Origin of the sequence: Achromobacter dolens (assembly GCF_902859745.1) — a bacterium.
Classification (GTDB): domain Bacteria; phylum Pseudomonadota; class Gammaproteobacteria; order Burkholderiales; family Burkholderiaceae_B; genus Achromobacter; species Achromobacter dolens.
Map to the genome: position 1 here is coordinate 63170 of NZ_CADIJW010000017.1, position 13307 is coordinate 76476.

Below are 13307 nucleotides of genomic sequence, written 5' to 3' on the forward strand. Positions count from 1 at the left end.
TGCCCTGGCATGGGCGGCGGGGTCTTGGGGATGCGGCATGGGGATCCGGCCCCGGCAACGATAACAGAGGCCCGGATCTTGCCAGGACGAACCCCTCTAAGGCGTGCCGCGGGCGACCGGGTCAGGCCGGGTCGGCGCGTCCATCGGGCCAGGGATCGGCCCATGCCGGCAGGCGCGCCAGGCCATCGAGCCATTGCACGATGTTCGGGAACGGCGCCATCGGCATGGCGGATGTTCGCCAGTACGCCGCCATCGACGCGAGTTGGAAGTCGGCGATCGTCAGCCGGCCGCACGCGAAGTGATCGCGCCGCTGCAGATGCGTGTCCAGCACCGCCGCGTACCGGTTGAAATCCTTGCCCTTGCCCGCCAGTTGGCTCTCGTCCGGCGGCCCGATGCCGAAGGTGGGTTTGACGATGTGCTCGAAGTAGTACGGCGACACCGCCTGTGCCCAGTGGCAATCGTTCCACGACAGCCAGCGCAGCACCTCGATCTGTTCCCGCGCATCGGTCGGCCACATGTCCGAGCCGGCCTTGACGCACAGGTAGGCCATGATCGCCGACGATTCCCACAGCCGGTAATCGCCGTCCACCAGGGCTGGCGCCTTCATGTTGGGATTGATGGCGGCGTAGTCGGGGCGTCGCAGCGCGCCCGCCATCAGGTCCATCTCGACGAGTTCGGCCTCGATACCCAGGTGCTTGACCAGGGCCAGGACACGCCGTGGCGCCTGCGCCTGGATCCAATAGATCTGCATGGGTTGCTCCTCCGGGGTGTCGATAGGGTCACGACTTGCGAAACACCATACCCACGCGGCCGGCCTGGCGTCAAAGGACGTTGCATTGGGACACGGCCAACTTCATTCTCCGCGCCCGTAGCACCCCAGGAACATCGCCACCGCCGAATCCACCACCCGGTCGCGCTCGGCCGGGCCCAGGGGCGGCTGGCCCAGCGTGACCTGCGGCCAGAAGGCGAAGCTTTTGATCAGCCCCTGCAATTGCTGGCCGGCGAATTCCGGGTCGACGTCGGCCAGGCGGCCGTCGGCGATGGCGCCGCGGATCCAGGCGGTTTCGCCGCCCTCCTTCGCGCCCATGCGGCAGACGATGGCCTGGGCCCGTTCCGGCGTGTGGATGATCTCGGCCATGGCGACGCGCGCCAGGTCGATGAAGTTGGGGTCGCCCAGCAATTCCAGCTTGCGCATCAGCAGGTGTCGCAACTGCGTAGCCAGCGGCTGGTCGGCGCGATAGGTCACGCCGGCGTTGGCGACGCTGCGGTTCCACAGGTGTTCCAGCATCAGCCCGAACAGCTCGTCCTTGCTGGGAAAGTGGTTGTAGACGGTGCGCTTGGACACGCCGGCGGCGGCGGCGATGCGGTCCATGCTGGTGGCCTCGTAGCCCGCCGTGCGGAATTCCTCCACGGCGGCGCTGAGGATGGCCTCGCGCTTCCTGTCGGTAAGCCGCTGTGGAGCTTCTGCCATGGGAACGTCCTAAGGAAAAGATAGCGAAAATTTTACACTCTGCGGTGTACTTTCAAGGAAAACGAAATTACACTGATCAGTATACTTTTTGACGGACGCCCTGTCCGTTCCCCCTTCCCCGCCAGGACTCCGCCGTGACTCCCTCGACGCCCGACGCTTCCCCCAACTCGCCGTCCGGCCCCGCCGGCCCGACGCATCATCGTGACGGCCGATTCCACAACTCCCGGCCGCGCCCGTCGCTCGGATTCTGGCAGGGCCTCAAGCTCACCTGGGCGTTCCTGTTCGGCAAGCCGGCCGGCACGGTGCCCGACCAGCCGATTCCGGTGCGGCCGCTGACCCGCGCCGACCTGGGCGCGGCGCCCGACCGCAGCCTGTTCCGGTTGGGGCATTCGACGCTGCTGCTGAAACTGCGCGGCCGCTTCTGGCTCACCGACCCGGTGTTCTCGAAACGCGCCTCGCCGGTGCAATGGGCCGGCCCGGCGCGTTTCCATGCGCCGCCCGTCGACCTGGACGACCTGCCGCCGATCGCCGGCGTGATCCTGTCCCACAATCACTACGACCACCTCGACCGTGCCGCCGTGACCCGGCTGGCCGCGCGCACGGGCCGCTTCATCGCGCCGCTGGGCGTGGGCGACCAGTTGATCGCCTGGGGCATCGACCCCGCCAAGGTCGAGCAACTGGACTGGTGGCAGTCCACCGAAGTCGACGGACTGCGCCTGACCGCCACGCCGGCCCAGCATTTCTCGGGCCGGGGGCTGACCGACAGCGACCGCAGCCTGTGGGCCTCGTGGGTCATCGACGACGACGGCATGCGGGTATTCTTCAGCGGCGACAGCGGCTACTTCGACGGCTTCAAGGCCATCGGCGACGCGTACGGCCCGTTCGACCTGACATTGATGGAGACTGGCGCCTACGACAAGCGCTGGGCCTTCGTGCACATGCAGCCCGAGGAAACGCTGCAGGCCCACCTGGACCTGCGCGGCCGCTGGCTGCTGCCGATCCACAATGGCACCTTCGACCTGGCCATGCACGCGTGGCAGGAACCGTTCGAGCGCATCGCCACCCTGGCCTCCGCCCATGGGGTGGCGCTGACCACCCCGGAAATGGGCGAGCGGCTGGACCTGAACGCGCCGCATGCCGGATCGCCCTGGTGGCGCCTGGCCACGGCGCGCAAACCGCTCACCAGCCAGCCCGTCGCCGGCTGACGGCCGCGGGCCGCACCGCCCAAGGCGCACCGGCCCGGCGCCACGAACGCGTGGCGCCAATGCGTTTACAATCATGGCGCAATGCGTATTGCGCCAAAGCCAATGCCCGCGACCCGGGTATTGCGGCCAGACGAAGCCGCTTCGTCTAGTCTTGGGCCTGCACGCAAGACCTGACACGGGCTCCCGCCCCAGGGATACCCGGCCGCTTGGCCGGGCGCCGGGGCTCGTCAGGCACCCACCCAACCCTGTTCGCAACCTTCCCCGCCCCGGCTTGCCGCCTTGGACGCGTGGATCGCTGTTTGCGTGTTTGATCGCCCCGGAGGTGCCCACGCCCCTTTTTCTCCGTAGTGCCTACAACGACAACAACATAATCCTTTGAACCGTAAGGTCTAATACCCATGAGAAAGTTTCTCAAAATCGTGGGCAGCCTGGTGGTGACGGTGGTGGTCGCGGCCGCCCTGTTCCTGTACTGGCCCCTGCATCAACGTTCGGTCCCGGCAGCCGACAACGACAAGCCCCTGGACGCCGTGCTCGTCGGCGGCGGCATCATGAGCGTGACGCTCGCCACCTACCTGCAGGAATTGCAGCCGGACTGGCGCGTCGAACTGTTCGAACGGCTCGACGGCGTGGCGCTGGAAAGCTCCAACGGCTGGAACAATGCGGGCACCGGCCACTCGGGTTTCGCCGAGCTGAACTACACCCCCGAGATGCCCGACGGTTCGGTCGACATCAAGCGCGCCATCAACATCGCCGAGCAGTTCGAGATCTCGCGCCAGTTCTGGGCGCACCAGGTCAAGACCGGCCGACTCGGCCAGCCGTCGGACTTCATCAACCCGACCGGCCACATGAGCTTCGTCTGGGGCGATGACCGCATCGAATACCTGCGCAAGCGCCGCGATGCCCTGGTCAAGAGCCCGCTGTTCTATGGCATGGAATATTCCACCGACCCGGCGCGGATCCGCCAGTGGGCGCCGCTGCTGATGGAAGGCCGCGACGCCAGCCAGAAGGTCGCCGCCACCTACATGCCGCTGGGCACCGACGTGAACTTCGGCGTCATCACCAACCAGTTGACCCAGGGCCTGCAGCGCAACCCCAACTTCAAGCTGCAACTGCAGCATGAGGTCACCGCGTTGCGCCAGAACGGCGACAAGACCTGGAACGTCACGGTCAAGGACCTGAAGACCAACCAGGAGCGCACGGTGAAGTCGCGCTTCGTCTTCATCGGCGCGGGCGGCGCCTCGCTCAAGGTGCTGCAGTTGTCCGGCATTCCCGAATCGAAGAACTACGCAGGCTTCCCGGTGGGCGGCCAGTTCCTGGCCTTCGACGCGCCGGCCATCGCCGGCCGCCACGAGGTCAAGGCCTACGGCATGGCCGATACCGATTCGCCGCCGATGTCGGTGCCGCACCTGGATGCGCGCAAGCTCGACGGCAAGCCGGTGGTGCTGTTCGGCCCGTTCGCGCTGGCCACGACCAAGTTCCTCAAGCAGGGCTCGGCCTTCGACCTGTTCTCGTCGGTCAACCACAACAACGTCGCCAGCATGGTGGACGTGGGGCTGGAGAACCTGGACCTGGTCAAGTACCTGGTGGACCAGGCGCAACTGACCGACGCCGACCGCCACGCCCAGTTGCTCAAGTACTTCCCGCAGGCCAAGCCCGAAGACTGGCGCCTGGTGACGGCCGGTGAACGCGTGCAGGTCATCAAGCGCGATCCGGAGAAAGGCGCGATCCTGCAGTTCGGCACCGAAGTCGTGACCGACAAGGACAACACCATCGCCGCCCTGCTGGGCGCTTCGCCCGGCGCCTCGACCTCGCCGCCCATCATGCTGAACCTGCTGGCCAAGGCCTTCCCGCAGCAGATGGAAGCGGGCTGGAAGGCGCGCCTGAAGGAGATCATTCCGTCGTACGGCCAGAAGCTCAACGACAGTCCGGCGCTGACCAACCAGATCCGCGCCATGACGAGCCAGGTGCTGCACCTGCCGTACGTGGAAGTGCCGGTGCAGGATGCCGCGCCCGCCGCGCCGGCCGTGACGCCGGTGGCGCCCGCCGCCCGGGAGCCAGGCGCGCCGGCGCCAGGCCGCAATGCCAACACGGAAATGCAGGCGCTGTAAGGCCCGCCCCGCCCTCCCTCGCCGGAGGGCTTTTTTGCTCGCGATGCGGCTTGCGGGCACCCCCGCAAGCCGCATCGCGGCCGCGCTTTTACGCTACGCCGTCGCGGCGGATCGCCGGCGTCATTGTGCTAAGGTGCCCCATCGGCAACCCGATGATGACAAGCACAATGCGCCATCCCCTGATCCGCCCGCGCACGCCCTGCGCGGCCGTCCTGTTGTCGCTGTCCCTGGCCGCCATGGCCGGCCCGTCGCAGGCCCGCACGATCTACAACGACAAGGGCTTGCGGGTCGAGGAAACCGACATCGGCTTCCAGGACTACCTGGAAGGCAGGCGGCGCAACGCCAGCCAATACACCCTGGCCTACCAGCGCCAGCCGCTCTGCGGCAAGGGCGTCAAGCTGGGCGAGCGTTTCCTGCCGGCGGGCGACCCGCGCCGCGCGCGCGACTACTTCTGCGGCCCCGCCAAGCCGATCAACCCGCACGGGGTGCTGGCCTTTGTCACCCGCACCTCCGGCCACGGCAACCTGCTGTACCTGGATGTCGGCGGCGGCGATCTGCGCATCACCGACATCCCGGTGCAGAAGGAAGGCGACGGCGACAGCATCGGGAGCCTGGTGTTCCTGGACGCCGGCGAACCCGGCTGGACGCGCTACGAAAACGGCTGGTACGAGACCACGCTGATCCGCCACGAACCATTCCAGGCCGTGAGGCTGGGACCCGGCCGCCTGCTGGATATCGACAACGGCGTGGCCTTCCTGCTGGTGCCGCGCGACCAGGAGGTGCAGACCGTCAAGCCGGCCAGCCTGGGCCAGACCGCCAACGGCACGCCGGTGGTGATCGCCGCCGAGCTGCGCCAGCGGCCGACGCCCGTGCGGTTTCGCGCGGTGGACCTGGCCACTGGCCGCGAGCTGGCCAGCGTGGCCGCGGGCGATGCCTGCCTGGATGCGCCGAGCATGGATTTCTGGGGTACCGGCAGCGCTTCGTCGGCCCAGGTGCCGTATGCCGAGCTGGCCGTGTGGCGGTCGCGCAATCTGGTCTACGTGGCCGGGGCCAAGCCATCCTTGCGCCTGGCGGCGGCCAACGAACTGCGCCCGCTGGCCAATTGCCGGCGCGACTGGCAGCCGGCGCGCTGAGGCGCGTCCATGCCTGCCGCCCGCTTTACCGGGCGTACGGGGCACTCCCACGATCCCGCTGAACCGCTGCGCCAATCTCGGAGCGCGAGACGGACGCGGACGGTTCTGCGCGCATCGTCGCTCAATACTAGGGTTTCCACTCATAAATACGCTGAATTTCGCGGATAAGAATTCAGAATTTTTCTTATGCCAGGGGCGCGCGTATAACGGTTGGCGCAGCAATCTGAACCAACCTGCAAGAGAGAAAATCATGAGGGGAAATACCAAGACGGGCCACCAGCCGGTGCGCGCGTCGACCGCCGCATTCATCGGCACGATGATCGAGTGGTACGACTTTTATATCTACGCCACCGCCGCCGCGCTGGTGTTCGGCAAACTGTTCTTTCCGTCCGCCACTGGCTTTTACGGCACGCTGGCGGCCTTCGGCACCTTCGCCGTGGGCTTTTTCGCGCGGCCGCTGGGCGGCGCCCTGTTCGGCCACATCGGCGACCGCATCGGCCGCAAGAAATCGCTGGTCATCACGCTGTTGATGATGGGCACCGTGACGGTGCTGATCGGCCTGCTGCCGACCTATGCCTCGATCGGCTTCTGGGCGCCGGTGCTGCTGGTGCTGCTGCGCATCGTCCAGGGCGTTGCGGTGGGCGGCGAATGGGGCGGCGCGGTGCTGATGGCGGGCGAACACTCGCCCGACAAGAACAAGCGCACCTTCTTCGCCTCATTCGCGCAGCTTGGCAGCCCGGCCGGCCTGATCCTGTCGATGCTGATGTTCAAACTGGTGACCGGGCTGGACGATGCCGCCTTCCTGAGCTGGGGCTGGCGCGTGCCGTTCCTGTTCTCGGCGGTGCTGCTGGTGGTGGGCTTCGTGATCCGCCTGAGCGTCAACGAGTCGCCCGACTTTCTCGAGGAGAAGCAGGCCCAGGCCAAGCGCGCCAAGCCGGCCCGGGCGCCGCTGACGCAGGTGCTGACCGGCGCGCCGCGCCTGCTGGCGTTGGCCGTGGGCGCCAACGTGCTGGGCATCGCCGGGTTCTACTTCACCAGCACCTTCATGATCGCCTACACGACCCAGTACGTCGGCCTGAACCGCGCGGTGATCCTGGACTGCCTGCTGGTGGTGTCGATCATGCAGTTCTTCATCACGCCGCTGGCGGCCTATATCGCCAGCCGCGTCGGCAATCTGCGCTTTCTGGCGACGATGGCGCTGGTGTCGGTGTTCACGCCGTACGCCATGTTCAACCTGGTGGACCTGGGTTCGCTCGGATCGATCACGCTGGGCATCGGCGTGGCGGTACTGTTCATGGGCGCCTATTATGCGGTGATCGCCGGCTTTGTCAGCGACAGCTTCCCCACGGCGATCCGCTACACCGGGATTTCCATGGCCTACCAGTTGTCGGGCGCCATTTTCGGCGGCCTGACGCCGATGCTGGGCACGGTACTGGCCGAGAACTTCAAGGGCCAGTGGTGGCCGCTGGCCGTGCTGTTCTCGGTGATTTCGCTGCTTTCGCTGGTATCCGTGCTGTCACTGGGCGCCTGCCGCCAGCGTCATGTCCAACTGCAACCCGAGGCTCGACAAGCATGAAGGCGTACTTCCACGACGATCAGAAACTGCATCATCCGCAGACCTATTTCTCGCGCGGCAAGATGCGCACGCCGCAGGAAGTGCCGTCGCGCCTGGACGCGCTGGCGCAGGCGGCGCGCAACCTGGGCTTCGATGTGCAGGCGCCGGCCGACCACGGCAGCGCCGCGCTCGAGGCGGTGCATACGCCCGCCTACCTGCGTTTCCTGCAGAACGCCCACGCCGGCTGGAAGAAACTGCCCGAGGATTGGGGCGACGAAGTCGTCTCCAACGTCTTCGTGCGCGAACCCAACGCGCTGCGCGGCGTGCTGGCGCAAGCCGCCCGCTACCTGGCCGACGGCAGTTGCCCGGTGGGACCGCACACCTGGCATTCCGCCTACTGGTCGGCGCAATGCGCCATTGCCGGCGCCGACCGCATCGCGGCCGGCGACCGCCACGCCTACGCCATCTGCCGTCCGCCCGGGCACCATGCGCGCCGCGACGCGGCCGGCGGCTTCTGCTACCTGAACAACGCCGCCATCGCCGCCCAGCGCCTGCGCGACACCTACGGGCGCGTCGCCATCCTGGACACCGACATGCACCACGGCCAGGGCATCCAGGACATCTTCTACGAACGCAGCGACGTGCTGTACGTGTCGATCCACGGCGACCCGGAGAATTTCTATCCGGTGGTCGCGGGTTTCGAGGACGAGCGCGGCGCGGGCGAAGGCTACGGCTACAACCTCAACCTGCCGATGCCGCACGGTTCGCCCGAATCGGTGTTCTTCGACCGCCTGCGCGAGGCGCGCGCCGCGATCGAGCAATTCCAGCCGGACGCGCTGGTGCTGTCGCTGGGTTTCGACATCTTCGAGAAAGACCCGCAAGCCATGGTGGCGGTGTCGGAAGACGGCTTCGAACGGCTCGGGCGCGAAATTGCCGCACTCAAGCTGCCGACCTTGATCGTGCAGGAAGGCGGCTACTATATCGAGGGCTTGGAATCGAACGCCGCGCGCTTCTTCGCGGGGCTGGCCGGAACCTGAACATGGAACCGGCATGGCGGACGGAAACCGGCCTTGTCCTTTCGCCGGAATCCGCCACGCCGCCATGTGCCCTGCCCCCGCCCGCCCTGCCAACAGCCTGTCGCTCGCGCCCGAGCGCATGGACTGGAACCTGCTGCGCACCTTCATGTTCGTGGTGCAGGCGCGCGGCGTGGGCCGGGCGGCGCAGGCGCTGCACCTGAGCCAGCCCGCGGTCAGCCAGGCGCTCAAACGACTCGAGGACGCGGTGGGAGGCATGCTGCTGCACCGCCGCAACGGCGAGTTTCGCCTGACCGGCCTGGGCGAGGAGATCTACGCCGTGGCCCGCGACATGTACGGCGCCATGGCGCGCATCGAGACCGCCGCCTCGCAGGAGCGCGAGGAGGTCGCGGGCACGCTGCGGCTGCTGGTCATGAGCCGAATCCAAAGCGCGGCCTACGACGACTTCCTGGCCGACTTCCACCAGCGTCATCCCAGGATCGAATTCCACATCGAGGTGCTGCCCAGCGCCGACATCCTCGACGCCCTGTCCAAGCGCGTGCCGGCGCTGGGCCTGTGCCTGTGCCGCAAGCCGGTCGAGGCGCTGGAGCGCCGGCTGTTCCTGCGCCACCACTACGCGGTGGTCTGCGGCCGGCGCCATCCGCTGTTCTCGCGGCCGCGGGTGGGCATCGAAGACCTGATGGACCAGAACTTCGTCTGTTTCGCCAGCGACCAGATCGGCGACACGCTGTCGCCGCTGACCATCTTCCGCGACCAGCAGGGCTTCACCGGCCGCATCGTCGGCACCTCGCCGCACATCGAGGAGGTGCGGCGCATGGTGGTGGCCGGGATCGGCCTGAGCTTCCTGCCCGAGCACCTGATCGTGCCGGACGTGGTGAACGGCGAATTGCGGCGCCTGCCGCCCAACGAGAGCGTGGCCGAGATCGACGTGTTCCTGACCTGGCACCGGCAGCGCAAGCTGAGCGCGGCCGAGACGGCCTACCTGGAGGCGTTCGAGCGCTTCCTGGCGCGCACGCCCCTGGCGGCCCGCGCCCGCTGAGCGGGCGCTACCTCCCATAGGCGGCGCCGGCGGTTATGGCGATAATGACCCCTTGCGCTTTGCCACCCGTCACCACCGCTCAAGAGGACGCCATGTCTCGTTGGACCTTCTACACCGCGCCGGGCACCTGTGCCCTGGCCACCCACATCGCCTTGCAGGAAGCCGGCGCCGAGTTCGACGTCGTCAAGCTGGATTTCGGCGCGGGGCAGCAGCAAAGCCCGGAATTCCTGCGCGTCAATCCCAAGGGGCGGGTGCCGGCGCTGGCCACCGAGCATGGCGTGCTGACCGAAACGCCGGCCCTGCTTGCCTTCGTGGCGCAGCGCTTCCCGGCGGCGGGGCTGGCGCCGCTGGACGACCCGTTTGCGTTCGCCCGCCTGCAGGAACTGAACAGCTACCTGGCGTCCACCGCCCATGTGGCGCACGCGCACAAGCGGCGCGGCGCGCGCTGGGCCGACGACCCGGCGGCGCACGAAGCCATGCGCGCCAAGGTGCCGGAAACCATGACGGCCGTGGCCGCGTACCTGGAATCGCAGATCGCCGGGCCCTGGGCGCTGGGCGATCGCTTCAGCGTGGCCGACGCCTATCTCTACACCATCGGCACCTGGCTGGAGGGCGACGGCGTGGACATGGCGCGCTTTCCGGCGCTGACCGCCTACCTGGCGCGGGTCGCGGCGCGGCCGGCGGTGCAGCGCGCCCTGGCACAGGCCAAGGCCGAATAAGGCGCGCCCGACCAAGCCGGGTTCGAGCAAGTCGGGGTCGAACAAGGGCGTCTGAATAAGAAGCGTCCCGACAAGACTCGCGGCGCGCGGGCCGGCTCAGCGCTGGGCCGGCGCCGCGTCCGCCGACAGGCTGCGCGGCGTGGTCGTGCCGTAGTCCTCGTCCGCATAGATGCAGGCCGGCAGCGGTGAAACCGCCCGGCCGCCCCGCTCCCACAAGGCCTCGATCCAGTCGGCCGCGGTGTCGGCGATGACGTCCTGCACGCAGAAGCCGGGATCGCGCCCGAACATCGGCACCGGCGGCGTCAGGCCGGTTTCGCCGTGCACCACGTCAAACAGGTTGCGGTGGCCTTCGATGGCCTTGTTCAGCACGTACAGGTCGGGCCCGTCCAGGCCGATGACCACGGAGAACGTGCCCTCGCCGTCCTGGTCGGGGAAGATGCCGAACTGGATCTCGCGCGCCTTTTCCGGCAGGCGCGGAAACAGGCCGGCCAGCACGCGCAGGGCGCCGTCGGAGTGGGCATCGAGTTCACGCCGCAAGGCAATTTGGTAATCGTGTTGGTTCATGCCGCGAGCTTAGCGGATCACGGATATTTCTGTTATTTCTGTCTTGACAGAAATAACAGAAATATCTACAGTGGCCCCATGAAACTGACTCCGATCGCCGAACGCTTCATCCTCCATTGGGGCGAAATGGGTTCACGCTGGGGCGTGAACCGCACCGTGGCGCAGATCCATGCCCTGCTCTACCTGCTGGGCCGGCCTGTGCCCGCCGAGGAAATCGCCGAGACGCTGGGCGTGGCGCGCTCGAACGTCAGCAACAGCCTCAAGGAACTGCAGGCCTGGCGCCTGGCCAAGGTGGTGCACGTCATGGACGACCGCCGCGACCATTTCGAAACCTCCACCGACATCTGGGAGCTTTTCAAGCTGATCGTCGAGGGCCGGCGCCAGCGCGAGATCGATCCCACGCTGACCATGCTGCGCGACACGCTGGCCAGCCCCGAGATGGCCGACGAGACCCCGCTCACCGCCCAGCGCGTGCGCGAGACGCTGGATTTCCTGGAGATTCTCACCACCTGGTCGGACGAAATGCTGCGCATGAAGCCCGACACTTTGATGAAGACGCTTGGCATGGGCGCCAAGATCAGCAAGACAATGCGGCGCACCAAGGGTTGACGACGTGGCGGGACCTCGATCCCGCCTTTTTTTGTCCACATATTTCTGTCTATACAGAAATATCAGAAATTAAAGAATCGATGATGCAGACTCACGGAGGGCGGAATCCATGAACATCCTGGTATGCGGCGCGAACGGTTTCATCGGCCGGGCGTTGTGCGAGGCCCTGGCGCGCGATGGCCACCGGGTGCTCAGGGGCGTGCGCCAGCCCCGGCGGCAGGACGAGATCGCCGTGGACTACCTCTCCGACACGACACCCGAAGACTGGGTGGACCGGTTGCGCGGCATCCACGTCGTCATCAACGCGGTTGGCATCCTGGTCGAAGGCGGCGGCCGCGATTTCGACCGCATCCATCGCCGCGCGCCGATCGCGCTGTTCGACGCCGCGGTCCTGGCCGGCGTCAGGCAGGTGCTGCAACTGTCGGCGCTGGGCGCACAGCGCGGCGATACCCCCTACTTCCAGAGCAAGCGCGCGGCCGACGACCATTTGCGCACCCTGCCGGTCGCGCATCACATCCTGCGGCCGGCGTTGGTCTATGGCGAGCATGGCGCGTCGGCGCGTTTTTTCCGCGCCGTGGCGTCGCTGCCCTTGCACCTCCTGCCCGCCGGCGGGCGACAGGCGTTGCGGCCGATCCACGTCGACGAACTGGCCGAAATCGTTGTCCGGCTGGTGCACGGCGCGGCGGACGCCCCGGCGGTGCTGGACCTGGCGGGCGGCACCGAAGTCAGCTTCAAGCGCATGCTGGCAATCTACCGTCAATCGCTGGGGTTCCCCGCCGCGTGGACCCTCGCCGTGCCCGGCGCGCTGATCAGCGCCAGCGCCCTGCTGCTCGATCGCGTGCCCGGTTCGCTGCTGACGCGCGACACCTGGCGCATGCTGCGCGCGGGCAACAGCGCCGACCCGTCCGCCACGGCGCGGGCGCTGGGACGGATGCCGGCGGGGCTGGAGACCTTCATCCCCGCCGCCGAGGCGCCCGCGTTGCGTCAGCAGGCCCTGGCGGCCTGGCGGCCCGCGCTGCTGCGCAGCGCGCTGGCGCTGATCTGGCTCTGGACCGCCGTGTGCAGCGCCTTCGTCTATCCGGTGGAGGGAAGCCTGGCGCTGCTGGCGCCGGTCGGCCTGCACGGATCGGCGGCCCTGGCGGCCCTCTACCTGGCCGCGGCGCTGGACGGCGCGCTGGGCATCGCCACCCTGTGGCGGCCCGGACGGCGGCTATGGGCCGCGCAACTCGCGCTGGTGCTCGGGTACTCCGCGGTGATCGCCATCGCGCTGCCGGAATTCCTGTGGCATCCCTTCGGTCCGCTGCTGAAAAACGCCGCCGTCATCGCGCTCCTGTTCATTCTGCTCAGCGAGGAAACCCAATCATGAACGCCTATCTCACAATCAAGACCCTGCACATCCTGTCGTCCGTCCTGCTGGTGGGAACCGGTTTCGGCACGGCGTTCTACCTGTTCTTCGCCAACCGCACCGGCTCGGTGCCGGCCATCGCGGCGGTCTCGAAGCTGGTGGTGCGGGCCGACCTGTGGTTCACCACGCCGGCCGTGGTGGTCCAGCCGCTGTCCGGATTGTGGCTGGCGCATGCCGCCGGCTGGAACTGGACCACGCCGTGGATCGCCGTGTCGATCGGGCTATACCTGTTGGCCGGCGCCTGCTGGCTGCCGGTGGTGTGGCTGCAGTACGAAATGGCGAAGATGGCGGACGGCGCCCACGCGGCCGGCGCCGTGGCGCTGCCGGCGCGCTACTGGCGCTTCGCGCGCTATTGGGAATGGCTGGGTTACCCGGCGTTCCTGGCGATGGTGGCGGTGTATTTCCTGATGGTGCTCAAGCCAGCGCTATAGGCGCCGGGCAATCCGGCCCCAGCGGCTGGCCCTG

13 protein-coding genes are annotated in these 13307 nt (G+C 67.7%); 10 read left to right on the top strand and 3 right to left on the bottom strand.

Features of this window, described 5'->3' with window-relative positions; translation table 11 throughout:
* Window positions 1–121: 121 nt before the first annotated feature.
* Together HV783_RS14615 and HV783_RS14620 are read right to left on the bottom strand one after the other, a co-directional pair.
* On the bottom strand, window positions 122–751 hold the full coding sequence (locus HV783_RS14615) for a glutathione S-transferase family protein (RefSeq protein WP_175189370.1): 630 nt from the start codon (window positions 749–751) through the stop codon (window positions 122–124).
* Window positions 752–853: 102 nt separating this feature from the next.
* On the bottom strand, window positions 854–1471 hold the full coding sequence (locus HV783_RS14620) for a TetR/AcrR family transcriptional regulator (protein WP_064525189.1): 618 nt from the start codon (window positions 1469–1471) through the stop codon (window positions 854–856).
* Between the two features lie 134 nt (window positions 1472–1605).
* On the opposite strand from HV783_RS14620, the gene HV783_RS14625 reads away from it, so the two are divergent.
* The 7 genes from HV783_RS14625 (at window position 1606) to HV783_RS14655 (ending at window position 10264) form a co-directional block, all read left to right on the top strand.
* A complete protein-coding gene (locus tag HV783_RS14625; RefSeq protein WP_175189371.1) occupies window positions 1606–2676 on the top strand; it encodes an MBL fold metallo-hydrolase in 1071 nt (356 codons plus the stop codon).
* 398 nt (window positions 2677–3074) lie between these two features.
* On the top strand, window positions 3075–4784 hold the full coding sequence (gene mqo / locus HV783_RS14630) for a malate dehydrogenase (quinone) (protein ID WP_175142320.1): 1710 nt from the start codon (window positions 3075–3077) through the stop codon (window positions 4782–4784).
* 152 nt (window positions 4785–4936) lie between these two features.
* Window positions 4937–5917: a hypothetical protein gene (locus HV783_RS14635; protein WP_244976927.1), complete on the top strand. Its 981-nt coding sequence runs from the start codon at window positions 4937–4939 to the stop codon at window positions 5915–5917.
* A gap of 250 nt (window positions 5918–6167) precedes the next feature.
* The gene (locus HV783_RS14640; protein ID WP_054502491.1) at window positions 6168–7493 is read left to right on the top strand and encodes an MFS transporter; all 1326 of its coding nucleotides are present in this window, start codon (window positions 6168–6170) and stop codon (window positions 7491–7493) included.
* Window positions 7490–8509 carry a histone deacetylase family protein gene (locus HV783_RS14645; RefSeq protein WP_175189372.1) on the top strand — a complete coding sequence of 340 codons (1020 nt, stop codon included), beginning with the start codon at window positions 7490–7492 and terminating at the stop codon, window positions 8507–8509. Before HV783_RS14640 ends, HV783_RS14645 begins: the two co-directional genes overlap by 4 nt.
* Before the next feature lie 64 nt (window positions 8510–8573).
* Complete coding sequence (locus HV783_RS14650; protein WP_054502493.1) at window positions 8574–9545, top strand: LysR family transcriptional regulator; 972 nt, start codon at window positions 8574–8576, stop codon at window positions 9543–9545.
* A 92-nt stretch (window positions 9546–9637) separates the two neighbouring features.
* A complete protein-coding gene (locus HV783_RS14655; RefSeq protein WP_054502494.1) occupies window positions 9638–10264 on the top strand; it encodes a glutathione S-transferase family protein in 627 nt (208 codons plus the stop codon).
* A 96-nt stretch (window positions 10265–10360) separates the two neighbouring features.
* Here the strand turns inward: HV783_RS14655 and HV783_RS14660 are convergent, their stop codons facing one another.
* The gene (locus HV783_RS14660) at window positions 10361–10828 is read right to left on the bottom strand and encodes a DUF6389 family protein (protein WP_175189373.1); all 468 of its coding nucleotides are present in this window, start codon (window positions 10826–10828) and stop codon (window positions 10361–10363) included.
* Window positions 10829–10906: 78 nt separating this feature from the next.
* Between HV783_RS14660 and HV783_RS14665 the strand changes: the two genes are divergently transcribed.
* From HV783_RS14665 to HV783_RS14675, 3 genes are all read left to right on the top strand, one after another.
* Complete coding sequence (locus HV783_RS14665; RefSeq protein WP_054502496.1) at window positions 10907–11437, top strand: GbsR/MarR family transcriptional regulator; 531 nt, start codon at window positions 10907–10909, stop codon at window positions 11435–11437.
* A 109-nt stretch (window positions 11438–11546) separates the two neighbouring features.
* On the top strand, window positions 11547–12803 hold the full coding sequence (locus HV783_RS14670) for an SDR family oxidoreductase (RefSeq protein WP_175189374.1): 1257 nt from the start codon (window positions 11547–11549) through the stop codon (window positions 12801–12803).
* Window positions 12800–13273, top strand: a complete 474-nt coding sequence (locus tag HV783_RS14675) for a DUF2269 family protein (protein ID WP_175189375.1) — start codon at window positions 12800–12802, stop codon at window positions 13271–13273. The genes HV783_RS14670 and HV783_RS14675 overlap by 4 nt, the downstream gene beginning before the upstream one ends.
* Window positions 13274–13307: the final 34 nt, after the last annotated feature.

Bases quoted from the DNA above. Each gene is read 5' to 3' on its own strand.
- HV783_RS14615 (WP_175189370.1), bottom strand. From the start codon at position 751: ATGCAGATCTATTGGATCCAGGCGCAGGCGCCACGGCGTGTCCTGGCC.
- HV783_RS14620 (WP_064525189.1), bottom strand. From the start codon at position 1,471: ATGGCAGAAGCTCCACAGCGGCTTACCGACAGGAAGCGCGAGGCCATC.
- mqo (WP_175142320.1), top strand. From the start codon at position 3,075: ATGAGAAAGTTTCTCAAAATCGTGGGCAGCCTGGTGGTGACGGTGGTG.
- HV783_RS14635 (WP_244976927.1), top strand. From the start codon at position 4,937: ATGATGACAAGCACAATGCGCCATCCCCTGATCCGCCCGCGCACGCCC.
- HV783_RS14640 (WP_054502491.1), top strand. From the start codon at position 6,168: ATGAGGGGAAATACCAAGACGGGCCACCAGCCGGTGCGCGCGTCGACC.
- HV783_RS14645 (WP_175189372.1), top strand. From the start codon at position 7,490: ATGAAGGCGTACTTCCACGACGATCAGAAACTGCATCATCCGCAGACC.
- HV783_RS14650 (WP_054502493.1), top strand. From the start codon at position 8,574: ATGTGCCCTGCCCCCGCCCGCCCTGCCAACAGCCTGTCGCTCGCGCCC.
- HV783_RS14655 (WP_054502494.1), top strand. From the start codon at position 9,638: ATGTCTCGTTGGACCTTCTACACCGCGCCGGGCACCTGTGCCCTGGCC.
- HV783_RS14660 (WP_175189373.1), bottom strand. From the start codon at position 10,828: ATGAACCAACACGATTACCAAATTGCCTTGCGGCGTGAACTCGATGCC.
- HV783_RS14665 (WP_054502496.1), top strand. From the start codon at position 10,907: ATGAAACTGACTCCGATCGCCGAACGCTTCATCCTCCATTGGGGCGAA.
- HV783_RS14670 (WP_175189374.1), top strand. From the start codon at position 11,547: ATGAACATCCTGGTATGCGGCGCGAACGGTTTCATCGGCCGGGCGTTG.
- HV783_RS14675 (WP_175189375.1), top strand. From the start codon at position 12,800: ATGAACGCCTATCTCACAATCAAGACCCTGCACATCCTGTCGTCCGTC.